The organism is Brevibacillus fluminis, assembly GCF_052072235.1.
In the GTDB taxonomy this organism is placed as follows: Bacteria; Bacillota; Bacilli; order Brevibacillales; family Brevibacillaceae; genus Brevibacillus_D; species Brevibacillus_D fluminis_A.
Map to the genome: position 1 here is coordinate 3250597 of NZ_CM125436.1, position 24614 is coordinate 3275210.

Annotated in this window: 19 protein-coding genes; 2 read left to right on the forward strand and 17 right to left on the reverse strand. The window is 54.5% G+C overall.

Annotation, left to right across the window (positions count from 1 at the left end; all coding sequences use genetic code 11):
- Positions 1–80: 80 nt before the first annotated feature.
- From ACTID9_RS16155 to ACTID9_RS16165, 3 genes are all read right to left on the reverse strand, one after another.
- On the reverse strand, positions 81–1256 hold the full coding sequence (locus tag ACTID9_RS16155; protein WP_441065547.1) for a lipid-transfer protein: 1176 nt from the start codon (positions 1254–1256) through the stop codon (positions 81–83).
- A 217-nt stretch (positions 1257–1473) separates the two neighbouring features.
- Entirely contained in the window at positions 1474–2841 is a 1368-nt protein-coding gene (locus ACTID9_RS16160) for an aspartate aminotransferase family protein (protein ID WP_441065549.1), read from the reverse strand.
- Between the two features lie 27 nt (positions 2842–2868).
- Entirely contained in the window at positions 2869–4377 is a 1509-nt protein-coding gene (locus ACTID9_RS16165; RefSeq protein ID WP_441065551.1) for a CoA-acylating methylmalonate-semialdehyde dehydrogenase, read from the reverse strand.
- 222 nt (positions 4378–4599) lie between these two features.
- Between ACTID9_RS16165 and ACTID9_RS16170 the strand changes: the two genes are divergently transcribed.
- Positions 4600–6234: a PucR family transcriptional regulator gene (locus ACTID9_RS16170; protein WP_441065553.1), complete on the forward strand. Its 1635-nt coding sequence runs from the start codon at positions 4600–4602 to the stop codon at positions 6232–6234.
- Positions 6235–6257: 23 nt separating this feature from the next.
- Here the strand turns inward: ACTID9_RS16170 and ACTID9_RS16175 are convergent, their stop codons facing one another.
- The 6 genes from ACTID9_RS16175 to ACTID9_RS16200 form a co-directional block, all read right to left on the reverse strand.
- The gene (locus ACTID9_RS16175; RefSeq protein WP_441065555.1) at positions 6258–8492 is read right to left on the reverse strand and encodes a S8 family serine peptidase; all 2235 of its coding nucleotides are present in this window, start codon (positions 8490–8492) and stop codon (positions 6258–6260) included.
- Between the two features lie 61 nt (positions 8493–8553).
- Positions 8554–10941 carry an AAA family ATPase gene (locus ACTID9_RS16180; RefSeq protein ID WP_441065557.1) on the reverse strand — a complete coding sequence of 796 codons (2388 nt, stop codon included), beginning with the start codon at positions 10939–10941 and terminating at the stop codon, positions 8554–8556.
- A 130-nt stretch (positions 10942–11071) separates the two neighbouring features.
- A complete protein-coding gene (locus ACTID9_RS16185; protein WP_441065559.1) occupies positions 11072–11275 on the reverse strand; it encodes a hypothetical protein in 204 nt (67 codons plus the stop codon).
- Positions 11276–11322: 47 nt separating this feature from the next.
- A complete protein-coding gene (locus ACTID9_RS16190) occupies positions 11323–11646 on the reverse strand; it encodes a hypothetical protein (protein ID WP_441065560.1) in 324 nt (107 codons plus the stop codon).
- Positions 11647–11648: 2 nt separating this feature from the next.
- Positions 11649–14189, reverse strand: coding sequence for a DNA topoisomerase IV subunit A (parC, locus tag ACTID9_RS16195; protein ID WP_441065562.1), 2541 nt, complete (start codon positions 14187–14189; stop codon positions 11649–11651).
- 2 nt (positions 14190–14191) lie between these two features.
- A complete protein-coding gene (locus ACTID9_RS16200; RefSeq protein WP_441065564.1) occupies positions 14192–16147 on the reverse strand; it encodes a DNA gyrase/topoisomerase IV subunit B in 1956 nt (651 codons plus the stop codon).
- A 319-nt stretch (positions 16148–16466) separates the two neighbouring features.
- Here ACTID9_RS16200 and ACTID9_RS16205 point away from each other — a divergent pair, with 319 nt between their 5' ends.
- Positions 16467–16841: a general stress protein gene (locus ACTID9_RS16205; RefSeq protein WP_441065566.1), complete on the forward strand. Its 375-nt coding sequence runs from the start codon at positions 16467–16469 to the stop codon at positions 16839–16841.
- Between the two features lie 71 nt (positions 16842–16912).
- On the opposite strand, the gene ACTID9_RS16210 is transcribed toward ACTID9_RS16205, so the two are convergent.
- The 8 genes from ACTID9_RS16210 to ACTID9_RS16245 all read right to left on the reverse strand — a co-directional run bounded on the left by ACTID9_RS16210 (position 16913) and on the right by ACTID9_RS16245 (position 24533).
- Positions 16913–17221: a DUF1292 domain-containing protein gene (locus ACTID9_RS16210; protein WP_441065568.1), complete on the reverse strand. Its 309-nt coding sequence runs from the start codon at positions 17219–17221 to the stop codon at positions 16913–16915.
- Positions 17222–17301: 80 nt separating this feature from the next.
- Complete coding sequence (locus ACTID9_RS16215) at positions 17302–18126, reverse strand: ATP-binding protein (RefSeq protein ID WP_441065570.1); 825 nt, start codon at positions 18124–18126, stop codon at positions 17302–17304.
- Between the two features lie 435 nt (positions 18127–18561).
- Positions 18562–18750, reverse strand: a complete 189-nt coding sequence (locus ACTID9_RS16220; protein WP_441065572.1) for a hypothetical protein — start codon at positions 18748–18750, stop codon at positions 18562–18564.
- A gap of 48 nt (positions 18751–18798) precedes the next feature.
- Complete coding sequence (locus tag ACTID9_RS16225) at positions 18799–19653, reverse strand: ABC transporter permease (RefSeq protein ID WP_441065574.1); 855 nt, start codon at positions 19651–19653, stop codon at positions 18799–18801.
- Positions 19653–20579 carry an ABC transporter ATP-binding protein gene (locus tag ACTID9_RS16230; protein WP_441065576.1) on the reverse strand — a complete coding sequence of 309 codons (927 nt, stop codon included), beginning with the start codon at positions 20577–20579 and terminating at the stop codon, positions 19653–19655. Before ACTID9_RS16230 ends, ACTID9_RS16225 begins: the two co-directional genes overlap by 1 nt.
- Before the next feature lies 1 nt (position 20580).
- Positions 20581–22836 (reverse strand): hypothetical protein, encoded by a 2256-nt coding sequence (locus tag ACTID9_RS16235; protein WP_441065578.1) that lies wholly within the window; start codon positions 22834–22836, stop codon positions 20581–20583.
- Positions 22837–22897: 61 nt separating this feature from the next.
- Positions 22898–23962, reverse strand: coding sequence for a hypothetical protein (locus tag ACTID9_RS16240; RefSeq protein ID WP_441065580.1), 1065 nt, complete (start codon positions 23960–23962; stop codon positions 22898–22900).
- Positions 23952–24533: an RNA polymerase sigma factor gene (locus ACTID9_RS16245; protein ID WP_441065582.1), complete on the reverse strand. Its 582-nt coding sequence runs from the start codon at positions 24531–24533 to the stop codon at positions 23952–23954. The genes ACTID9_RS16240 and ACTID9_RS16245 overlap by 11 nt, the downstream gene beginning before the upstream one ends.
- Positions 24534–24614 lie beyond the last annotated feature (81 nt).

The following is a 24614-nucleotide window of genomic DNA, read 5'->3' on the forward strand; positions in this document are numbered from 1 at the left end:
ACCTTCTTTCTACTTTTCCTGCTTTTACCTTACCATACGACGAAAAGCCGGGAAAGCGAAAGTACAGCTCGCGTACTTCCCTACGGTTTTTGATAGATTGTGACGACGCACGCGCCGCCAAGGCCGAGGTTATGCTGCAGCGCGATGATTGCATCTGCCACCTGGCGCTCCCCCGCTTGAGCGCGCAGCTGCCAAACAAGCTCTGCACACTGGGCCAGGCCGGTCGCTCCGAGCGGATGTCCTTTTGACATCAAGCCTCCCGACGGATTGACCACATATTTGCCACCATACGTGTTATTCCGCTCCCGAATCAACGCCTCGGCTCCGCCTTCCGGACAGAGACCGAGCGCCTCGTACGAAATTACCTCGTTTGGGGTGAAGCAATCGTGCAGCTCGACGACCTGTACCGACTCGGGTCCGAAACCAGCCTGCTCGTATGCTTTGTGGGCCGCTCTGCGGGCCATGTCATAACCGACGAGATTCATCGGATTCTCGCTCATCGCCCCTGTATCCGTCGTCATCGCCTGGGCGACGATTTGTACAGCGCCGCTTCCGCCATGCTTGCGGACAAACGCGTCACTGCAAACGACTGCCGCCGCTGCCCCGCAGGATGGCGGGCATGCGCACAGACGGTTCAAGTGCGGAAATAACAGTGGAGACGCCAGCACTTCCTCCACTGTGAGCGGATCGCGAAAAATCGCATAAGGGTTATGCGCTGCATGTGCACGCGTCTTTACGGCGACGTGGGCAAATATGTCGGGACTGGCTCCGTACGTTTCCACATAGCTTTTTCCTGCTGCACCAAACAGACGCGGAGCGAGCGGCGCTTCCGGCGTATCCGGCGCAAGCGCATCGAGTTGGCTCAAAAATGATTGAAATGGCGAAGTGCGGTCATTCCAGACCGAACCGAGGGCGCCGGGCTTCATTTCTTCGAAGCCAAAGGCAAGGACACAGTCTGCCGCGCCCGACTCAACGGCTTGGCGGGCCAAAAACAAGGCGGTCGCTCCGGATGAACAGTTGTTATTCACATTGATGATGGGAATGCCGGTTAAGCCGATCCGGTACAGCGCGGTCTGCCCGCATGTGCTGTCCCCGTACACATAACTGGCATACGCCTGCTCGATGTCGCGATAGTCAATCTGCGCGTCCGCAAGCGCATGCTGCACCGCCTTCGCTGCCATGACTTCATATGGTTCCTGTTGTCCAGGCTTTTTGAACGGGACCATCCCCACCCCGATGATGTTCGCACGTGCCATGTAACTGCCTCCTTTTTATTCGATGGATCGATGTCTCACTTCTCTTGCAACAATCCTGCCATTCGGTAGAGAGGTAAACACTCGCTGCTATTTGAACTGTTATTCGTTTGATTCGTCCAAAATCCATACAATACAAGTCATACAATCGTATGAAATCAGGACGATTTGCAATAAAAAATCCCCCGCCAAAAGAAGGCAGAGGATTGCACTCGTTTTCTTATTGCAGCGTATCAAACGCCTCTTTCAGCGTATTTACGATGAAATCAAGCTCTTCAGACGTGGTGGAAAACGGCGGGGACAGTGTCAGGACATTGTTAAAGCCAGGTACCGTATCTCCGTTGCGGCCGATGATCAGCCCGCGTTTTTTGCACTCGACGATCACTTGTGTCACTTTTTCAACCGCTGCCGGTTCTTTCGTGCCGCGATCTTCTACCATTTCCAAGCCGGCGAGGAATCCGAAGCTGCGGATATCGCCGACATACTTATGGTCTTCCAAGATGGAGAGCTTTTGGCGCAGCTCTTTGCCTAGCTCTTCCGCCCGCTGCACCAGGCCTTCTTTCTCAAGCAGCTCCATGTTTTTCACAGCGAGCGCACACGAGGCTGGGTTGCCGCCGAATGTGTTGACATGACGGAAATGCTGATTGAAGCCCGGTTCATTGAATTTGTCCGCGATCTCTTTGCGAACGGCCGTCGCAGACAAAGGCAAGTAGCCGCTCGTGATCCCTTTTGCCATCGTGATGATGTCTGGCTGGACGCCAAAGTTTTGGTGGCCGAAGTTTTTGCCGGATCGGCCCACGCCGCAAATCACCTCGTCGACGATCATCAAGACGCCGTGCTTGTCGCAAATTTCGCGCACCTTCTGCATATAGCCTGCTGGCGGCACGATCACGCCTCCGCCTGTAATCGCCGGCTCCATGATGACGGCTGCTACGGTGCCAGCGCCTTCCCATGTGATGACGTCATCGTACAAGGTCGCACAAGCCATGCCGCACGAATCTTCCGTTTTGCCAAACGGGCAGCGGTAGCAATAGGGCGGGTGCACATGCAGGAAGCCTGGTGCCAGCGGCTCGTATTTTTGCTTGCGGACAGCCTGGCCTGTAGCGGCGAGCGCCCCCATCGTGTTGCCATGGTAGGCACGATGGCGAGAAATGAATTTGTAGCGGCCTGGCTCGCCATTTTGATGATGGTATTGACGTGCCAGCTTAAATGCCACTTCATTCGCTTCCGAGCCGCTGTTGGAAAAGAAGACACGGTACTCACCGCCCAGCCATTCGCTGATCTTGTCCGCCAGCTCGATCGCTGGCACGTGGCTGTTGGACAGCGGGAAGTAGGCCATTTTTTTCAGCTGCTCGGCTGCCGCGTCTGCCAGTTCTTCGCGGCCATAGCCGATATTGACGCACCACAAGCCGGACATGGCATCCAGATAGCGGTTGCCGTCAATGTCCGTCACCCACGAGCCCTTCGCCTCTGTCGCGATCATCGGGTTCGGGTTGTAGACGGACATGTGATGCCACATGTGTTCCCGGTCTTTTTCAAGCAATTCCTCTTTGTTCAGCTCTGGAATGGTTTGGTTTTCCATGGACATGGGCGGTGCCCTCCTCAATCATTTCGATTATTTTACGAACACTTTTTGCGAGCCGATCGATTGGTCGCCTTGATCGAACCAGCGCTCGGTAACGGTTTTCTTTTTCGTGAAAAATTCCACGCCGTCTTTGCCGTTCGCATGCAGATCGCCGTAGAACGATTGCTTCCAGCCGGAGAAGGCAAAGAAGCCCATCGGTGCAGGCACACCCACGTTTACGCCGACCATGCCGGCCTCGACGCGCTGCACGAACTCGCGGCCATAGCGCCCGCTGTTTGTATATACGCATGCACCGTTGCCGAAACGGGATTTGCTGATGACGTCAAGCCCTTCTTCAAAGCCGCTGACACGCATGACAGACAGAACCGGTGCGAAAATTTCGTCGCGCACGATGACCATTTCGGCGTCGGCTTTGTCAAAAATGGTTGGGCCGAGGAAGTAGCCAGCAGGCAGCGCTTCCGCATCTTTGCGTCCATCGCGCACAAGCTGCGCGCCGCTTTCCAGACCGCGGTCGATATAGCCATGCACTTTATTCAAATGCTCGGAGCGGATGACAGGGCCGAGATCGTTGCCTGCGATCATGCCATCGCCCATTTTGAGCGCATCGGATTCTTCAATCAAATATTGCACGAATTCATCGGCAACGGAATCGTCCACCACAACTGCGCTCGCTGCCATGCAGCGTTCGCCTGCGCACCCGAAAGCGGCGCTGACAATCGTTTTGGCTGCGCGGCGCAAATCGGCGTCCGCCAGTACAAGATGGTGGTTTTTCGCCCCTGCCAGCGCTTGTACGCGCTTGCCGTTGGCAGCTGCTGTTTTATACACATATTCGGCGACCGGTTGCGAGCCGACGAAGGAGACCGCTTTGATGTCCGGATGCTCCAGAATGCCGTTGACGACATCGTGCGCCCCGTTGACGATGTTGAAGACGCCATCCGGCAATCCCGCTTCTTTCAAAAGCTCGGCAACGCGCGCGCTCGCAAGCGGCGTACGCTCCGATGGCTTCAGGACGAAACAGTTGCCCGCTGCGATCGCGATCGGGAACATCCACATCGGCACCATCACCGGGAAGTTGAATGGCACGATGCCAGCCACTACGCCCAGCGGGAATTTCAAGGTATAGCTGTCAATGTTGCGCGCGATGTTCGGGACGGTATCGCCCATCATCAATGTCGGCATGCCAGCCGCGAACTCGACCATTTCAATGCCGCGCAAAAGTTCCGCTGCCGCTTCCGGCAAGTTTTTGCCGTTTTCGAGCGTTACGATCTGTGCCAGCTCATCCTGATGCTTGAACAGCAGCTGCTGGAAGTTGAACATGATCCGCGCACGCTCGATGACCGGCGTCGCACTCCACGCCGGGAACGCCGCTTTCGCTGCCGCTACGGCGCGTGCCACATCTTCCTTGCTGGAGAGCGGAACTTGAGACAACACTTCTTCCGTTGCCGGATTCGGCACATCCGCGTACTGGGTTGTAACCGCTTCCACCCATTCACCGCCAATATAGTTTTTCAACTTTTTCTCAAACATGGTTGAACTCATTGATTCCGCTCCTTTTTTTCGAAAAACAGCGCGTTTTCCGGTTCATTGTCAGGCAATTGCAACAATTGCCTGTGCTCACCATTTCGATGAACGCACGCTTTTTCCTTTGGTTTTGTATGCTTTTATTTTATCAGAAGATTTTCACTTGCTTCACTAGACGGACTGTCGCGCTTTTGTCATAATGTATCATACAAAATGTCGATTTGGAGGTTTGCATATTTCTTGACGGGCAATTGGAGTTTAACCATCGCAGAAGTCATTCAGCGGCCGGTTTTCGCGCACGCCGAAGTCGTTGCGGGAAAGAGAGGTCTCACCCACCCGATCCGCTGGGTCCATATTCTTGAAGCAGCAGCCAACGCCCATTTTTTGAACGGCGGCGAACTGATCCTCTCGACCGGCGTGGGATTCGGGGAGGACACGGACAAACGTCTCGATTACTTGCATGAGCTGATCAACCGCAAAGCGGTCGGCTTGTGCATCGAGCTTGGCTCCTATGTGCCCCACATTCCGTCGGACATGCTGGAACTCGCCGAACAGAACCAGTTTCCCTTGATCGTGTTCCACCAGCCTGTCCGCTTTGTCGACATTACGCTTGATCTGCATGAGCTGATCGTCAGCCGCCAGACGGAAGCGCTGCGCAAGCTGGAAGCCTATTCGCGCGGCTTGCAGCAGCTCACGTTGCAGGCGCAAGGGATTCCCAAGCTGTTGAACCATTTGCAGGCGCACGTCCACGAGACCGTCTTTTTTATGCCGGTGGAGGAGGCGCCGATTTACGCGCCGGAGCGGTCGAAAGCATTGCAGGAGCAGTTGACCGGGCAGCTCGCAGCCGCCCTTTCCTCCGGCAAATTTTCGGAAAAAGAGCATGGCCTGTTCGACTTTGCGGAAAACGAGCAGGTCATGTATCAGCCGATACAGCTGATGGGTCATGTTCTCGGTTACTTGGGCATTGTTTTGTATAAACGGGAGCCAGAGGAATTTTTGCATCTCACGTTGGACTATACCGCCACCGCAATGGCGCAAATCCTCATGCGCAAAATGTTTTCCGAGGAGCGTTCGCTGGACAGCCAGAACCGCCTGTTTGACGATCTGCTGGCAGACCGGTACAAGCAGGAGGAACAGATTCGCGGGTTGCTGGGCATTCGTCCGACAAAAAAAATCGCCACCTACTATGCCGCGATGATGGAAGTCAGCTGGGGGAAAATGCGGTACGATGCGGTGGCCGAGTCGCCGTTTCACGATTTGACCGGGGTGATCCGCTCCGTCCTGCTGCGCAAAGGCTTCCGCTCCCTTCTGCGCATCAAAGGGCACCGGCTCTATCTTTTGCTGATCGAAAAGCAGCCCCTGGAAGCGCCGCGCGAAATGGTTGCGGATGCATTCAAAGAGCTGGAAGGGATCTGCTCCCAGGCGCTCGGGCGCGACGATGTGCTGCTGTACGGGATCAGCCGCCCGTCCGACCGCTATGCCGACGTGTACCGCCATTTTCAGGAGGCGGAGCAGGTGCTGTCCATCCGCACCGATCTCGGCAGTCCGTTTTTTGACGATCTCGGCGTATACCGCTTGCTGATGCACGTCCAAAGCAGTCAGGCGCTGCAGTCGTTCATCACCGATTATCTCGGCCCGCTGATCCGGCATGACCAGGAGTACAACAGCCAGCTGTTGCAGACGCTGCGTGTCCTGCTGGATCACAACGCGTCGAAGCAAGAGACGGCGGAGGCGCTGTTTATTCACCGTCAAACACTGTACCATCGGCTGGATAAAATTCGCTCGCTGATCGGGGACAATTTTTTGGAGCCGCACCAGCGCATTTGTTTGGAGGTCGCGCTGCGGGCGTACGAATGGGTGGAAAAGAAGAGGTGATGCGGCTCACGAGCCGCACCGCTTTACTTTTTGCTTTGTTTTTTCGGATATTTCATTTCGATCGTATAATCGGCCTCTCCACTTACGGCGCGCACCTGAACTGTGTAGGCCGCTGCTTTTTTCCCCGTATAGCTGATCGTTTTCGGCCTTCCCTTGCGATTCGTCGCCTTGGCAACCGTCTTCCCTTTGCTGTCGAGCAAGTATAGGTGAAGATTCGCCTCGCTCTCCCAGTTTAAAGCCAGCGAAATCGTTCCGGCTGCTCCCGTTTTGATGGCGTATTCCCGTACCTTCGTCTCGAGGCTGCCGGTGCGGACCGTGCCTGTGTGGCGTTCTTTTTTGAAGTCCGAACCCGGTTGACTCTCGCCGATCGTAGCGTTTGCGACGAGCGCAAAAGGCTGCGGTCCGATCGGTATGTTCACCCCATTGACCGTAATCGTGTACGTCCCTTTTTCCGGATGGGGAATGATGACTCGCTCCACGTTGTTCGTTTCGTCCGCTTCATCATCATACGGCGCTTCACGATCGTTTCCGCGATAAATCTCGCCTCCTGGCGTCTCAATCGTCAGGTCGAGGTTGTTGACCAGTTGGTCCAGCGCGGTGACGGAGCCAGGCGCGTCCGTCCATGCCAATGTCGCAATGAGCGGCTGGTCGGGATCGGTCACCTGTACCGTGTACGTGCGCTGATTGCCGGTCTGCAAGCCGTCTGTTTGCTCATCGATGCAGCTTGCTGCGATTGCAGACAGCAGATTGGCTCGCCCGAACCCTTGCGCCATCGTATCTTGGTTCAGATCATCCGCACCATTGATCACCATCGCCTTGATCAGCGCTGCGCTCGGGTCGCTTGTCCCATTTTCCTGCAAAAACTGGCGGATTTGCGCCACGCCGCCTGCCAAAATCGGCGTTGCCATGCTCGTCCCGCTCAAGTATGTATAAAAGTTCGGATCGATTCCCTGATCAGCCGATGCTTCTCCTTCGGCGGCAAGCTGTGAGCGCAGCGACAGGATCATGCTTCCCGGTGCGACCACATCCGGCTTGATGCGTCCGTCAATCGTCGGTCCGCGGCTGCTAAAATACGCGATGTCGTCCGGATTGTCGGCGCTGCGATCTTTCAGTGCAGGCCGAACGCTTTCCGACGCCCCGACTGCAATTACATTTTTGGCCGTGGCCGGACTGCTGATCGTCCCCTCGTCGCTGCCGTCATTGCCCGCCGCGACCAGTATCGCCATGTCCGGATGCTCCCAGACAAAGCAGTCCATCTCTTGTGCATCGCTGTCATATTCGCCGCTGCCATAAGCTTCTCCCCACGAGTCGCTGTGAATCCGGGCGCCGCCATCGTACGCTTCGGTCAGCATCGCCGTCAGATTGTCGTCGTCGATCGCAAGAGAATCGCCTTCATCCAGGACGGAGTGAAAAATCAGCCTGGCATCGGGTGCCATCCCCTTCACTTTGCCATCCGACGCGGCTCCCGTGCCCACAATCGAGCCCGCCACATGTGTGCCGTGGCCGTTCGGATCGCTCGCGTCACCTTTTCGGCTGACCGCGATCAGCTCCTTGACCTGCCCTTGCAGATCGGGATGCAATGTCGCTTTTTTGCCGCTGTCGAGGCCCGTGTCGATCACGCCGACGATTTGGTTCGCACCGGTATAGCCTGTATCCGCCAGCTTGTCCGCATGAATGATACCGCCAGCTACGTTGTTCAGCGCCACACGCTTGCTAGCAGGCATGATCGCGACCACATCGTCGGAGGCGAGATAGCCAGCCAGGTCGCGCTGTGTGATCGTCTCTGTGACGATTTTCCGGCCCATTTCAGTCTGCAAACCGTGGATGGCGACGGTCGCGCTGCCGTCCCGATTGATCGCATCAAGCAGTTCCTGCGAAATTTTATACGATTGCCGGTACGGCACGATTCGTTTCACAAACGAATATTGCTCCAACTTGCTCGGATCGGTATTTTCCGACAGTTTGGCCACGAATGAAAAGTCTGGCACATAATCGCCCAAAAGGACCCCGTCCTGGGCAAGCTCCTCTTTCCATTCTGCCTGCACGGGTCCCGCCATTTGGATGATGACCAGCCGGGACTGCACAGCGGCCGTCCGCATGACATGCGGCTGCGCAAGCTCGGTGTTTTTGTTTCTAAGCGAAAGCTCTGTTCCTGTGCGATCGTCAAGCGTTGTTCCACTTGCAAACGTCGGCATGGCGGCAAAAAGCAGTGCAATCGCCACCGGGCCGGATAATGCAGCATGCCATCTTGTTTTCACGAAAAGTCGTCCTCTCTGTCTGCATGGTGATGAACGTGAACAAGCCGTTACCAGGAGTGTATCACCCGTTGTCCGGCATGAACAGAGGGGATTCTTCCGAGACGAAATCTTCGCGCGCAAGCTGTACAAACATGTCCGGCGACGGCGTTTCCGTTGCGTTTTCGCTGATGCGCAGCGCCTGGCGAATGATCGCCTCGTCGACCAGATGGCGCGCGAACCTGGCATTGCCGCCGTTTACTCCTGCAGCATGAAGCGATGCGATGATGGTTTCAAGCTCTCCCAGCACGTCCGGCTTCACCCGATACCCCAATTCCTCCACGCGTTGGGCAATGATCGCCACAAGCTCTTCAGCGGTGTAGTCGGGAAAATGGACGAACCGGGTAAACCGCGAGCGAAGTCCCGGATTCAGCGCCAAAAATTGCTCCATCTCCGCCGGATACCCCGCGACGACGATGACCAGGTTTTCACGGTGCCGCGTCATTTCCTCCACCAGCGTGTGGATCGCTTCGCGGCCAAAGTCGTTTTCGCTTCCTGTAACCAACGCATACGCCTCATCGATGAACAGGACGCCGCCGAGCGCTTCCTTGATCTTTCTCCGCGTTTTTTCCGCTGTTTGCCCGACGAAACCCGCGACCAGGTCGGTGCGGCTCGCGACGACCAGATGGCCGCGCTTCAGGTACCCGTGTTCTTGTAACAGCTCCGCATACAGTCGCGCGATCGTCGTCTTGCCTGTGCCCGGACTTCCGCTGAAGACAGCATGCATCTCGACCGGCACGGAGGCGAGTCCATTAGCGATGCGCAGCTGCTGGACCTGCAGAAACGCTTTGATTTTACGGAATTCAGCCTTGACTGCCGCAAGCCCGATCATTCGTTCCAGCTGCGCCGACGCTCCCGCTTGCGTTGGCTGATGTACTTGCAGGTCATGTGGCAAAATATCATCCGGGTACAGCACCGTGAAATCATCGACCTGCAGCCCTTCCTGACCGTTCTTCTCCACCCGTTCGCCTTTGTGAAAAATCGCATCAAGCACGATGCTTTTGACGGCGCGCGCATTGCCGAACGTTTCATCGACGCGTTCGCGCTCGATCCGCTCGCGCAACGCATGCACCGCCTCTGGGGTTAACGAAAAGTCGTTGCGCTCCGCCACTTGCTCGCCGATCGTGATAAGCTCTTCCGTGGTATAGTCCGGCAGCAAAAAATGCCCTTGCTCAGGGAAACGGCTGCGCAGCCCCGGATTGGCAAACAGAAATTGTCGCATCTCTTCCGGATAGCCCGCCAAAATGACGACGAATTTGCCGACATATTCACCGCTGGTCATCGCGGATACAAGCGTATCGATCACCGTCTGCCCGTAATCGCTGCCGCTGGCGTCAGGGCGCTTCAAGCTGTAGGCTTCATCGATGAACAGGACGCCGCCGATCGCCCGCGCAATCGCGTCCATCGTTTTTTGCTCCGATTGGCCCACATAAGCGCCGACGAGCTGGGAGCGGTCAACCTCGATCACCTCAGCGCTCGGCAAAAGCCCCAGCTCGTGATACATGCGCGCGATCAGCCGGGCCAGCGTCGTCTTCCCTGTGCCCGGATTGCCCATCAGCACCATGTGCAGCTCAGGCTTGTCCTGCATGACCCAGCCCCGCTTGCTCCTCACTTGCTGGTAGCGTAAAAATTGGGCGAGCTTGCGGATACGCTCCTTTGGCGCCGACAAGCCAATCAGCTCCTCCAGCTCATCCAATGCCGCAGGAGCGCTCTTGTCCATCCGGTGACCGCGATACGGTTCAAGCAGTTGCTCCCGCTCGGCAACCAGTGCAGCAAACTCGCGTATGGCCCGCTGTACCTCCGCCAGCATGTCGGATGAGTAAAAACTGCCTCGCAGCGACTCCAGATACCCCTCGGCAAGCTCCCGCAACTGACTGAGCACCGCCAGCATCCGTTCGTCGATCCGTTTTAGCGGTAACGCCTGCTTCCCAGCCTGCGATTGTTCGACCTTCGCCGCAAGTTGCTCCAGCCGCTCGATTTTGCCCATTCGCGCGCCAATTCGTTCCTCCACGCTTCCGATCGTCTCGGTGAGCGCTGCCGCCTGTGATTTGCGCATCATGGCGCTGTCCGTTTCACGTATTACCGGCAGCTCCCGGGCATGATCGTCGGCTTGGGCCAATTGGGCAAGCAGGATGCTCATGGCAAGCTCGGCTGTTTCGCTTTGCTCCGGTTCAAGCGCCAGCGCCCGTTCGATCCATTCCCATGCCAAATCGAACCCGGTCCGCTTTTCCAGCCGATGTGCGGCAAGCCGCGTCAAGACAGCTGCTTCCACACCATCCAGCGAAGGCTGAGCCTGCTGCTCGGCATCTTTTCGCTGCGTTTCAATTGTTCGCAGGGCTGCATACAGCTCACCTGTCGTTTTCATCGCTTGTATCTCTTCCCGGTTCCATTGTTTCCGTTGTTGGTTTTGCATATGTCCACCCATTCGTTCCGCATCCCTTTGCTCTTATTGTATCCTTTTGCAACCCCGCCGGAAAAGAACAAGCTGCCAGCATCATGCCAGCAGCTTGTCCGGACGGGCAAAAAACAACCCGCAAAGCTTGTCAGATTTTGAGATTGCCCATCTCGATATCCGCTTTGACGTGCGCAAGGGCAGCTGCGAACACGTCATGTTCCTCGTCAGCAGCAATTTTGAACATCGTCACGACCTTCTCACCGCTGCGCACCTGCACATTGTACTGCGAATCACCGTCGTACGTCGTGGCAAAGTTCAGCTCGCGGCCATTTACCTCGATGTTTTGTTCCACTCCCAACACCTCCTGCCCCTTAGTGTTGCCAAGCGCCACAAAAATATCTACAGCAGTGAAAAGTGCGCGAGTTCGGTCGGCTGTTCCAACACGTCTCCGGACGGCATGGTTATCGCCACCGTTCCGTGATCGCCGCCGTCGTCCTTCCAGCTGATCGCAAACCGCTTCTTGTCAAAAGGCGTATCCTCGGACAGCTGCGCCACCATGGTCCGCAAGCTTTCCGCCGTCAAAGGAACCGACACGGTCTCCCCGCTCGCCGCTGGCAATGATAACAGCTTCGGTGCATCTTCAAAATAGGAGGCGGTGTCCGCCAACAGAGAGAGCTGCTGCCAGCTCAATTCGGTTTCAAAGGCTTCAAATGGCTTCTCCATGCTCATTCCTTCTTCTCATTCGTGTCATCGAACAGACTTGTCTGCCCTGCCGGCTCGTTTCGCGTCCCCGGTCCTGGGGCATCCGGTGCGTGGCTTTGTTCCTCGTCGTTCGGAATCGCCGCTTCCAGCAACAACGCTTTGACGCCCCCCTCGATAACGAGCCGCCCATTGCCGCCAAGCTCCGTAAACGGTACTTTCTCTGTTTCAACCAGCGTATAGCCATGGCCGGTTCCCGCTGCATAAAGCTTTTCCGCGCCTTCCAGCTGAACCATCAGCAGCTGGTGCGGATTGTTTTTCCGTTTGCGCAGCAGCACCAGTCCTTTGCCCGCACGGCCTTGCGGAGACAATTCGCCAAGGCGGGTACGTTTGACCATCCCTTCCCGCGTGACGGCACGGATCACTTTGCCTTCGTCGCTGCCATCTACGCTGAGCAGGCTGATCACCTCGTCGCCTGCAGCGAGATTGACGCTCTTCACGCCGCTTGACGCGCGGCCGGTTGGGGAAACCTCCGCTTTGGCAAAGCGGATGATCATGCCGTCTTTCGTGGAGACGATGTAATCGCCTGTCTCATCCGTTACTTGAACCGTCACGAACTCGTCCTCATCCGACTTCAGCTTGGCAGCCGCCAGCGCGCCGGAACGGTTCGTCGCGTATTCGGCAAGTAGTGTCTTTTTCATGAAGCCAGTGCGCGACAGATGGCAGACATACACAGGCTTGGAAAAATCGTCGACGATCGCAAGCCCGACGATCTTCTGGTGCTTTTCAAGCGGAATGATGTTGACCAAAGCCGTGCCGAGATCTTTCCACTTGGCCTCCGGTATGTCGTGCAGCAGCGTGGCGAAATATTTGCCATCCTGCGTAAAAAACAGCACCGTGTTCGAGGTGTTCGCCTCGGCAAACACCCGCACCTTGTCGCCATCCTTTACGCCGCACGTTTCAATCGTGCCGCCCATCGATTTGAAGGAGCGCGGGCTGACCCGTTTGATGTAGCCTTCGTGGGTAAAGGTGAGAATGCAATCCTCGACGTTGATTTGCATCGCCAGATCGAGCTTGATCTCCTCGATCTCGCCGCGAATTTCCGTCAAGCGCGGCTCATCGAAGCGCTTCTTGATGTCGGTCAGCTCATGCACAATCACTTGGATCAGCTTTTTCTCGCTGGCCAAAATCGCTTCCAGCTCCTTGATTTCCTTGTTCAGCGTCGCCAGCTCTTTTTCCAGCTTGACAATATCGATCCGCGTCAAGGATGCCAGCTGGATCGACAGAATCGCATCCGCCTGCTGCTCCGTGAAGCCGTACTGCGCGACGATGTTTCTGCGCGCATCCGCACGGTCTTCCGAGGCCATGATCGTATCCACGATTTGCCGCAAGATCGATTTGGCGCGAATCAGCCCTTCCACGATGTGCTCGCGTGTCTTCTTCTTGTCCAGATCATAGCGGGAACGGTTCGTCACCACTTCTTTTTGGTGCGTGATGTAAGCGTCCAGCAGCTGCTTGAGCCCCATCTGCTTGATCGTGCCCTCGTGGATCGCGTTCATGTTGTAGTTGTAGTAAATTTGCAGATCGGTGTTTTTGAACAAATATTGTAAAATCGCATCGGGATTCACGTCTTTACGCAAATCGATGACGATCCGAACCTTCTTCTGTTCTGCCTCTTTGCGCCCCGTTTCGTCGCGGACCGCGAGCGCCCCTTCGATTTTGCGCTCCAGCACCAGCTCGTCGATTTGCGCGACAAGGCGGGATTTGATCACGTCATACGGGATTTCCGTAATGACGATCTTTTTCACCTTGCTCTTTTCCGGCTCCTCGATATGCGTTTTCCCCCGGATGATGAATTGGCCGCGCCCGGTTTCAAACGCTTTGCGGATGCCGGAGACGCCTTGCACGATTCCCCCCGTCGGGAAATCGGGGCCTTTGACATGCTCCATCAGCTCATCCAGCGTAATCTGCGGATTTTTCATCTGGGCGATCGTCGCATCGATGACCTCGCCCAAATTATGCGTCGGAATATCGGTCGCGAACCCTACGGCGATACCGGAAGCGCCGTTCACCAGCAAATTCGGGAACCGGGCTGGCAAGACCGCTGGCTGCATCTCCGAGTTGTCATAGTTCGGGATGAACGTGACCGTCTCTTTGTCGATGTCGCGCAGCATCTCATTGGCGATGGCGGACAACCGCGATTCCGTATAACGCATCGCTGCAGGCGGGTCTGCGTCCAGGCTGCCGAAGTTCCCGTGGCCCTGGATGAGCACCTGGCGCATTTTCCACCATTGCGCCATCCGCACCATCGTTTCATAAATCGCCGTATCGCCATGCGGATGGAACGTACCCATGACATAGCCGACGGTTTTGGCCGATTTGCGGTACGGTTTGTCAAACGTATTGTTCTCCTGGTACATGGCGTATAAAATTCGCCGCTGCACCGGCTTCAGGCCGTCGCGTGCATCCGGGATCGCCCGGGACAAAATAACCAGGTTGGCGTAATCGCCAAAGCGTTTGCCCATAATCTCGGCAAAGCTTGTTTCAATGATTCGATTGGACAACATGCTTATTCATCCTCCCCGACTTCAAACGTCACGTGGTTTTCGATCCACTCGCGTCGTGGAGGAACTTTGTCACCCATCAAGGTCGTCACCAATCGCTCGCACTGTGCCATATCTTCCAGTGTGACCTGGATCAGCTTCCGCGTTTCCGGATTCATCGTCGTATCCCACAGCTGGTCCGCATTCATCTCGCCGAGACCTTTGTAGCGCTGGATTTCGCTGCCGCGGCCCAATCGCTTCAACGCCTGCTCCAGCTCGAAATCATTCCAGCAGTAGACGCTTTCCGCCTTCTTCCCTTCCTTTTTCACCTGATAGAGCGGCGGCTGCGCGATATAGAGCTTGCCTGCGCCGATCAGCGGCTGCATGTAGCGGAAAAAGAAAGTCAACAGCAGTGTCTGGATGTGCGAACCGTCGACGTCCGCGTCGGACATGATGATGATTTTGTCAAACGCGCAGTTCTCGATGGAAAAATCCGTACCGATATCGGTTTCCAGCACTTCCAGCACCGTGCGGAATTCCTCATTGGCCAAGACGTCGGACAGCTTCGCTTTTTCCGTATTCAACGGCTTGCCGCGCAAGCTGAAAATCGCCTGGAACTCGGAGTTGCGCGCTTGCTTCGCCGAACCGCCGGCAGAGTCACCCTCGACCAGAAACAGTTCGTTTTTGCCCGAATCCTTGTATTGTGGCGGTGTGAATTTTTCTGAAATGGATTTGCGCTTTTTCGCGCCTTTTCCCTTTTTATCGCCACGGAGCGCTTCCCGCTGTTTTCTCAGTTCTTCGCGGATTTCCGCAGAGCGAATCGCTTTTTCGACCAACAGCTTGGCGGTTTCCGGATTTTCCTCCAGGAAATAGCCGAGCTTCTCGGCGATAATCTGCTCGACGATCGGCCGCGCTTCCTCGTTCCCCAGCTTGTCCTTCGTCTGCGATTCGAACTGTACATCCGCCATCTGGAGCGACAGGATGCCAAGGAAGCCCTCGCGCAAATCGTTGCCGGACAAATTCGGGTCTTTTTCCTTCAAAAGTCCTTTTTTGCGGGCGAATTCGTTGAATACCCTTGTTGTCGCATTGCGGAAGCCCGTCACATGCGTGCCGCCGTCCGTCGTCGGAATCGAGTTCACGTACGACACGAGCGTCTCCGCATAGCCATCGTTGTATTGGAAAGCGAGTTCGACAAACACATTGTCCTTTTCGCCATTAAAGTAAATGATCGGATGCAGCGTGTGCTTGCCTTCGTTCAAATAATCCACATAGGACTTCAAGCCGTCCTCGAAGTAAAACTCCTCGCGTTTTTCCTCCGGCCCCCGCTTGTCAATCAACACCATTTTCAGCTTGCTGAGCAAAAAGGCCGTCTCACGAAACCGGTCACGAATCAGCTCATAATCGAATTTGGTCACCGAGAAGACTTCTGGGTCCGGCAAAAAGGTGACCGTTGTTCCCGTCCGACGGGTCGTACCGGTAATTTGCAAATCCGTTACCGCTTCTCCCACATGTTCGACACCGTTTTCGTCAACGAAGTACTCGAAGCGTTGCTTATGTATTTTACCCTCTCGATGAATTTCTACGTCCAACCACTTCGAAAGGGCCACCACGACGCTTGAGCCGACGCCATGCAAACCGCCGCTCTTTTTGTAGCCGCCGCCGCCGAATTTCCCCCCGGCGTGCAATGTCGTGAAAATCACTTCGGGCACAGGACGCCCCGTTTTGTGCATGCCGGTCGGAATGCCGCGTCCATGGTCCTCAATGCTTACGCTGCCATCTTTGTATAAGGTGACGATGATTTGGTCATTGAAACCGGCCAGCGTTTCATCCTTGGCATTATCCACGATTTCCCATAGCAAATGGTGCAGTCCGCGGGTGCCTGTCGAACCGATGTACATGCCCGGCCGCTTCCGTACCGCTATCAGGCCTTCCAGTACCTGAATATCCTCTTCCGTATAGGAAAGTGTATGGCTATCGTTCATCCAGTTCTCTCCTCTGTTAGTTGCACTTATACAGGATAAATTTTTATCCGTCGCCTGCAGCCGCTTTTGCATAGATAATAAATCAGCCACCCTGCAATGGCAAGATGGCAGACACGGTTACTCTATCATAATAGGTTTTCCATTTCGTTGTCATCTATTTCAAAAGTGGCGCACATGCCCTGATCCTGTAAAGATTTCCGTCTATTAGTTTAGCACTTCGTTGTTCGTGTGGTCAAAGGAAAATGAGAACGAGTATTCACCAGCCAAAATCGGGAACGCTAACGATGTATTGATCCCGCACTGAGAGGAGGGCTTTTGCATGATCTCTGCAACCAAACCGTTTGTCAAATTGCACAAGTATGACCAAGAGCTGGTGTCCGACATTCAAGCGCTCAATTCTTCCGGCTACGCGAAAGATGACATCTACGTGCTGAAATGGAATCCCGACAAAAATCATTCCAACCAACGGAACAACTTCTACAAGTACAGCACCCATTTCGAAAGCGCTGTCGGGGATATTGATTCCAAAGCCCAGTTTTTTGATAATGGCGGAGAGGAACTTCGAACGAAAATGGAGCATCTCGGCTTGACCAAAGATGAGGCTTCGGCACTGTTCCGCGAGATCCAGGAGACCGATAAGACCTGCATTCTCCTCGTCCGCGACCTGAAGGACAATATCATCAAAATGTCATAGCGGCTTTTCGAAAAAAGAAAAAACCCGTCGGTTCCTTCGCGCAGCTGCGCAAGGGCGACGGGTTTTCTTGCTTACTTGTCTTCTGGCTCGATCAGTTCAATATCTTCCAGAACTTCGTCCAGCTTTTCGTAAATCTCTTCTTCCTGTGCTTCATCAAGTGGAACCAGCTCTTCTCCATCCACTTCGAAAACAAAGATATCCAGCTCTTCGTCTTCTTCCGATTCGTTATCTTCGTCAACGGAGTTGGTCAATGCAACATACTGTTTTCCTTTGTGGTCAAACAGGGCAATGACTTCAAAATCTCCCAGAAGTTCACCGTTTTCATCATCCAGGCTGATGATGTCTCCTAATTCGATGCCTTGTTTTTCTTCATTTGTCAATTGAGACACGTCCTTCGCAAAAAAAGTATCCTACATTTCCATCTTACTGATTTTTGGTGCAAGAAGCAAAATCTTTTCGTTCAGTCCGTCGGTAATTGGATTTCGACCGTAGTCCCTTTTTGCGGCGTGCTCCGTACCTGTATGTGTCCGCGGTGGTTCTCGATGATTTTGTAACTCACCATCAAGCCGAGACCTGTTCCTTTTTCCTTCGTCGTATAAAATGGTTCCCCCAATTTCGGCATGATCTCCTCGGGGACGCCCACACCGTCATCAATAAACTGGACCACAACGCGATCATTGCCTTCGCGATTCACGGTGATCAGAAGCTCGCCACCATCCGGCATCGCTTCAATCGCGTTTTTCATAATATTCACGAATGCTTGTTTCAGTTGACTCTCCTCGCAAAGAATGAGTGGAAGTTCAGGTTCAAAATGCAAAAAAATCTGGACATTATTTAAAATCGCGTGCGTTTCAACCAGGACAATAATATTTTGCAGAAGGTGAACCAAATTTCTGCGCTCTTTTTTGACGAGCTGCGGCTTCGCGAGCACAAGAAATTCACTGATAATGAATTCAATGCGAGAAAGCTCTGTCAGCATGATCGTAAAATAATCTTCATTTTTCGTCGCATTGGCCTGCATGAGCTGCAAAAATCCCTTAATGGAGGTGAGGGGATTGCGAATCTCATGAGCAACGCCTGCAGCGAGCTGTCCGATCATCGAAAGCATTTCAGACTTGCGGACCATTTCTTCCGTTTTTTTGCGCTGTTTGACGGTCTGCGACTGCTCGATCAGCTCACAATAGGTTTCGAGATCAAACACGCGCTGCCGCAAAAATCGCACTTCTTCTTCCAAAGCCATCACACGTTGGCTTGCCGGGTCTTCTGTAAGAATGACGTTACTCACAAGTTCGTTCCTCCACCTTTCTGGTACTTGCCGCCCCTCCGCATAAAAGTCCCGAATCGTCGGATTCAATCGACTTTTTCAGCGAAAGTACGACAATTTACGCATAAAAAATAGCATCACGCAGATGCTTTGCGAAAGGGATATGCACGCTTGCTGACCGGTGTCGAATTCGAACAGGTAGCGAGACGATTCCAATCAGTATGTATTCCGGACATGCTGACCATCTCTATCCCTCCTGAAATAGGACTCCTGCGCAAATGAAGAATCATCAGAAAAAAAGCTTGTTTCTCATTAAAATAGTATATCCAATAAAATTTGTCAATATTTTACTTTTGATCGCGTCCCATTTTGTAAGAAAAAGGAACTTGTTGGCAATTTCCGTTTCCCCATGTAAAAAGGCAACCGCAAGTTGCTCCTTGCCGTTGCCTCGCTTCTTTACATTTCGTCAATTTCTTCCAGAACGCCTTTTTCCATCAAAAAATCATCCTGCGCTTGCAAAATGAGCATGATTTCGTCGCGACCCACTTTTTTCCCCGCTGCCGCAAGCTTGTTCTCGATGAAACGCAGCAGCTCCTCGAAATCGAGAATCTGCACTTCCTGGTTTCCGTATTCTTTGTTGGACACGATAAGTTCCCCCTCAACGTTTGGCGATTCCCCTATTTTACACAATCGCTAGATTTTCTTCCAACCCCATCTTTGCTTGCGGTTCGGCCGCAGCAAATAACCGCTGACCAGGATCAGCCCGATTGACAAGGCCACGTACACCATCGAAAACGCGGCCCACGGCGGCATCGGAAATTCGCTCATCGGTCCGATCGTTTCGCCAAACAGATCGCCCATGACGACGACCGGATTTAGCATCGCCAACACTTTCAAGGCAGGAAGCTGCCATACCTCCTCAAGCGGATATTGCGCCGGCATGATCTCTCTCAGCAAGTTTCCGATGAAGAGCAGCAGCAAGCCGGTACCGACGACGAAAAAGAAGGCGATTCCGTAGGAGGTGATGGTGCTGACCCCGGTACGCTTGATGCAAGTCGAGCAAAACAGACCCAGCGAACCGAAAAACAAAATATTGACGCCGAAAAATAGCACGAGCGTCGCCAGCTGCTGCGGTGACATGCCGCCGTACAAAAACACGAAGCTGTAAAGCGGCAAGGACGACAGCACCAGCACGGAAATAAAGGCAAGCGAGGTGACCAGCTTGCTCCAGATGATGGAGAGCGGCGACAGCTGGGTGGTGAGCAGGACATGGAGCGTCTGCCGCTCACGCTCCCCGCTGATCGTCCCTGCCGACAACGCGGGCGCAATGAAGCAAATCATGCCGTACTGCAGCCCGGCGATCAAAATGAACCATTCCCGGTTTTCGCCAGGCACCAGGCTTTTGTCCAGTTGTTCCACGTACATGAAGCCGAGCAGGATCGCGCCCATCACGAACAAATAGATGCCGAGAATCCAAAAGCTTTTTTTCGAGCGGAACCGTTCGCGCATCTCTTTGACGATCAGCGGATTGCTGAAAAAGCCATTCATCAGCTGCCCACTCCTTCCGTGATGGCCAGAAAGACATCTTCCAGGTTTTCTTTCGATTCGCCAAAAAACGTGACCTGGATGCCAGCCTGCACCAATGCGGTGAGCAGCTGTGCCTTATCCAGCTCGGTCCCGGTAAACTGAAAGCGGAAATGATCGTTTTTGTTGTCCAGCCGTTTGACATAGTTCGAATCTGCCAATATGCGATGTGTCCGGGCCGTATCGCCGATCACCTTGACCATCATGACCGCGATGCCCCGCTGTGTCAGGCTGACCTCGTCCACGGAACCGCACGCGATGAGCCGCCCTTTTTCAATGACCCCGATTTCATCGCACAGCTCCGCCAGTTCGGGCAGGATGTGCGAGCTGATCAGGATCGTCTTGCCCATCTGGCGCAGCTGCTTCAAGATTTCCCGCATCTCGATGCGGGCGCGCGGGTCCAGACCCGACGCCGGTTCATCCAAAATCAGCACATCAGGGCTGTGCACCAGACAGCGCGCAAGCCCCAGCCGCTGTTTCATCCCCCGCGACAGCGAATCTACATACGCATCCGCTTTGTTCGACAAGTTCACCAGTTCGAGCAGATCGCCGATCAGCCGTTTTCGCTGCCCGATCGGAATATGGTACGCGCCGGCGTAAAAATCAAGATACTCGGTCGCTTTCAAATTGTCATATACCCCGAAAAAGTCAGGCATATAGCCAAGCGACTGCCGCACCCGCCGCGGCTCCTTCTCCACGTCATAGCCTGCCACATACGCCTTTCCTTCCGTCGGCGTAAGCAAGGTGGAAAGGATCATCATCGTGGTTGATTTTCCCGCACCATTCGGGCCGATGAAGCCGAACACCTTTCCTTTCTCGATCGTCAGATTCAAATCGCGCAAGGCTTCCAGCTTCCCGTATCGTTTCGTCAAATGTTCGGTGCGAATCATGTCAGTTTTCAACCCCTTCCACTTGGAAAAATGGCTCCGGCATCGAGAGCGGCGTATTGGTGTCATTGCTGAAGCGGATCAACAGCTTGCCGTCGATCGTCAAGTAATCGTTGAGATTTTGCTCCAGCGTAAGCGGCTGATCTTTGTCAAGCTCTTCCCATTTTCCGGTTTTGGCCCGGAATATTGCTTTTTTGAACGGGTGATACACGCTCTGGTCGAACGGAATTTCCACTTTTTCCGGTGTGAACGGAGCGCGGTTTACCGCCAGCGTGAATGTCAGACTGCCTTTTTCCAGCACCCACATGCCGTCGCGGTAGTTCACATTTCCCGCGTCTTTCGTGTCGTCGATCGGCAGCGTTCCATACGGATACACGATTCGCCCGGTGCTTGACGGCAGCAAGGTAACATTTTCATGGAACACATTCCAATAATGCGCGCGGTGCGGCTTCTCCATCTCCATGACGGGGAGCGCCGCCTGATTGATGCCCACCAGCCGGATTCCGACCTGCCCGCCGTCGGCAATCGCATCTTTCAATTCCTTGATGCGCTCCGCGTCGGTTCGTTTCTGCTGGTCGCGCCCGGCCGAGAAATCCTGTTGCGACAAATAGTTGTTTGCAAGCAAGGCATCGACCTGTTTCGTTTCGCCCGGCTTGGCAGCGCCGAGATCGATGCGCTGCCGCCCAAGCTGGATATACAGTTCATCCATCGGATAGATCGTATGGTTGGTGACCGTCCCTTTGATCCGATTTTGTTCAATGGACAGCTTGCTTGCAAACGAGCCGATCCCCGTTTTGACACCCATCGCCGTCGCTTGCCGGATGGACAGGTAGGGGACGTTCTCATAGCGGATCATGGTGTTGTCGTTGTGATCTGCCTCGCAGATGCCGCTTGCGGTCATGCCCCCATTGCGATGGTTGCTGATCGGCACGGTTTGGAAGGCAGACATCGATCGAACGTCAAACGTTCCGCCCATCACAGCCAAAAAGGACGAGGCCGTCTGGACTTCCGCAAATTGGTCATCTGCAATGTCGATCGTATTGACGTGAAAAGCCGTATCTGTGGAAACGATAAACGGGCGTCCTACAAGATAGACCCCCACCGTCAGCAACACAGCCGAAATCGGAATGATCCCCCACGCCCACTCGCGTCGATCCAGTTTTTTCAACCCCCAATACAGACAAGGGGCCAGAACGATCAAATAGATTGACCAGATCAGAATGATCGTGCCAACCCACGGGGTTTTTACATCCGGAATATTTTGACTCAAGCGCAGCAATGTGCCATCGACGGCAAACTGGTAATTGGATCGCTCGAATCGCTCCAACACTTTGTATTTGCTGAAAACGGCGCGCCACAAATCCCTGTTGTATTGCCAGGAGGCGAATGGCTCCGCCCCGATATCGTAGTTGGCGAACAAAAGCAGCCCGTCGCCAGATTCGCGACTGATAAACAGCGGTTTGCGCGAATCATAGACCGGGAGAGAATCGACGGAAAGCGACGCCTTGCCGCTGAGCTTGCGAATTTCATCCAACTGGGTCTGAGCGGCTGGTGCCCCCGCACCGAGACCCAGTTCGGAAGCGAAAGCCGGAATGATGCCATTGCCTTTCTCTCCCGCAAACAGGATCAGGACGCCCCCGCGCTTCACCCATTCCTTCAACGCGGCGGTCTGCTTTGCCGACAGTGCCGTATTTGGCAAATTGCCAACTGCCAGCGCATCGATATTTTTATACAGCCAGGATTCCTCCGGCAGCAACTGCGGGTTCAGCCGTTCGACCGAGTAGCGCTGCCGCTGACTTTCATCAATGCTTGAACCGGCCAAAAAGTGGAACGTATTGGAACCGCCATCCAAAACAGCAATCACATTGCTGTCTGCGTAACGGACTTGCGGCAGCTCTTTTTTCCCGACCTCTTTCCCCTCTTTCTTCACCCGCAAATAGCCGGGACTCATCTGCTGCAGCGATTCGCCCGGAATCGTGAAGGCCAACTGTTTCGTTTCGCCCGCGCCGATTTGCATGGACTGGGACAGGACAGCCGTACCGTGACGCGCGCCTTCTTTTTCACCCAGTTCGAGCTGTCCCGCGAACGCCTCCCCATGGTTGGTCATCGTCACGATGATTTGCGTCCATTGGGAATACTTCACGATGCCGCCAAGCGCAAGATCTACGGACAGTTCGACCTGATTCTCCGCTTTTGCGGTTGAAACAGGCAGCACTGTGATGAGTATGAGCGCGACCAGCATCCATTTCCAAATCCTCAACCCTCTCTCCCCCTTCGCGTCTGTTGACGCGGCCTTAAGCCTGGCTCGTGCGGTCGAGCCTTTATTTTTTTACAAGAAGCGCGGTTTGCGCCTGCGCGCCAACGTGTTTTTGTACGATGCCGTACTTGCCGTTTTGGGTCCAGGTGGTGCTCACGAGTCCGGTTCGGTAAGCTTCCGGCAAGTAGATATGGCTTTTCGTTTCTTTCAGCGTACCTGCCTCCAGTTCGTATTCCGCAAGCGTTCCTTCGTTCGTCGTGAAGGTCAGACGATCGGCCGATTGCCAGGACGGGAATCGGCCTTTTGCCAATCGCTGGATCGAACCCGACATCATGTCCATCACCGATACGCTGTCGCCATCGACAAAGCTGATCCGCTTGCCGTCCGGCGACCAGGCGGGTTGGCTCCCTTCCGTCAGCTTTTTCACATCCGAAGCGATCGTGCTGGCCAGCCAGATTTCATCCAGCCCGCGCTCCATGCGGGTAAATGCCACCATCAAATTGTCGGGCGACCAGCTGAGACCTGCTAGTCCTCTATTTTTCATCTCGAACAGCAGTCTGCTGCTCGCTTGCGCCGTATCTTTTTTTATCGTAACCAGCCATATGCGGGAGGCGTCGCTCGCCAGCTCGATGGCTGCCATTTGCTCGTCATTATTGGCATACGCAAGAGATTGATAAGTGCCAGAAGTAGAAGGCAGTTTCAGCGTCACGATATGTTGATCCTGGGCCGCCTCTTTGCCAGGCAAAACCGAAAGTGCTCCAGACTGTGTTACCCATGCGACGTGCTCTCCCGAAGCCGAGACGGAAACCGCGCTGACGTCGGCAGGCAGCACCAGCTCTTCCGCCAAATAGCGGGCGGTATCGTTTGTCCCAAACCAGAGGACGCAGGCGAGCGCGAGCGCAAATAAACCGCCCGTGATCCACCAGACTCGCCGTCTGCGCCGAGGCATCACCGCTCCGGCCGTTTGCATCTCCATTTGCTGCATCCGCTCCAGCAGCTTCCGCCGCAAATCTTCCTTCAGCTCGTAATTGACCGGAACCGTTTTGCGCAGTCTTTTCAAATGGGTGAGAAGCTGGGAAATCGTAGGGTCGAGCTGCTCATCTGCCTGTACATGATCATCAAATCTCATGACGTTTCCCCCTCCCATACAGTTTTTGCAACTGCAGCAGCCCGCGGTGCGAAATCATTTTGACGCTGGACTCCGTGCGCCCCAGCACTTCTGCGACCTGACTGATTTTAAGATCGCCAAAGTAACGGAGCGTCAGCACGTCCCGCTGGTCTTGATTCAGCTTTTCCATCCGTTCCTTCAACAGCTGAATTTCTTCATTGGTTAAAGCCTGAACTTCCGGCTGCCAGGTCATATCAATCTCGCCGTACAACAAATCGTCCTGTTCCGTAGGAATCTCCTTTTTCTTGCGCACAAAATCGACGTACGTATTATGCGCAATCCGGAAAATCCACGAAGCGAACGGACTCGTTCGGCTGTACTGGTCAAATTTTTCCAATGCTTTTAAAAATACGGTCGTCGTCAAATCGTCAGCGTCCCACGAATGATTGACCCTGCACCGCAAATAGCGGTTCACCCGGTCAAAAAACTCATCATACAGTTCCGTAAAGTCGCGCGACTCATAATATACCGGTTTATTATTATCAGTAGGGGATACGACCTCGTCTTCGCCCTGCTTGATCGCCATGCCCATCCCTCTTCCTCCACCCTCGCCGTTTTTCTATCTTTTTTGACGTGCCGTCATTGAAAAAAGTCACATCTTGACGGAGAAATT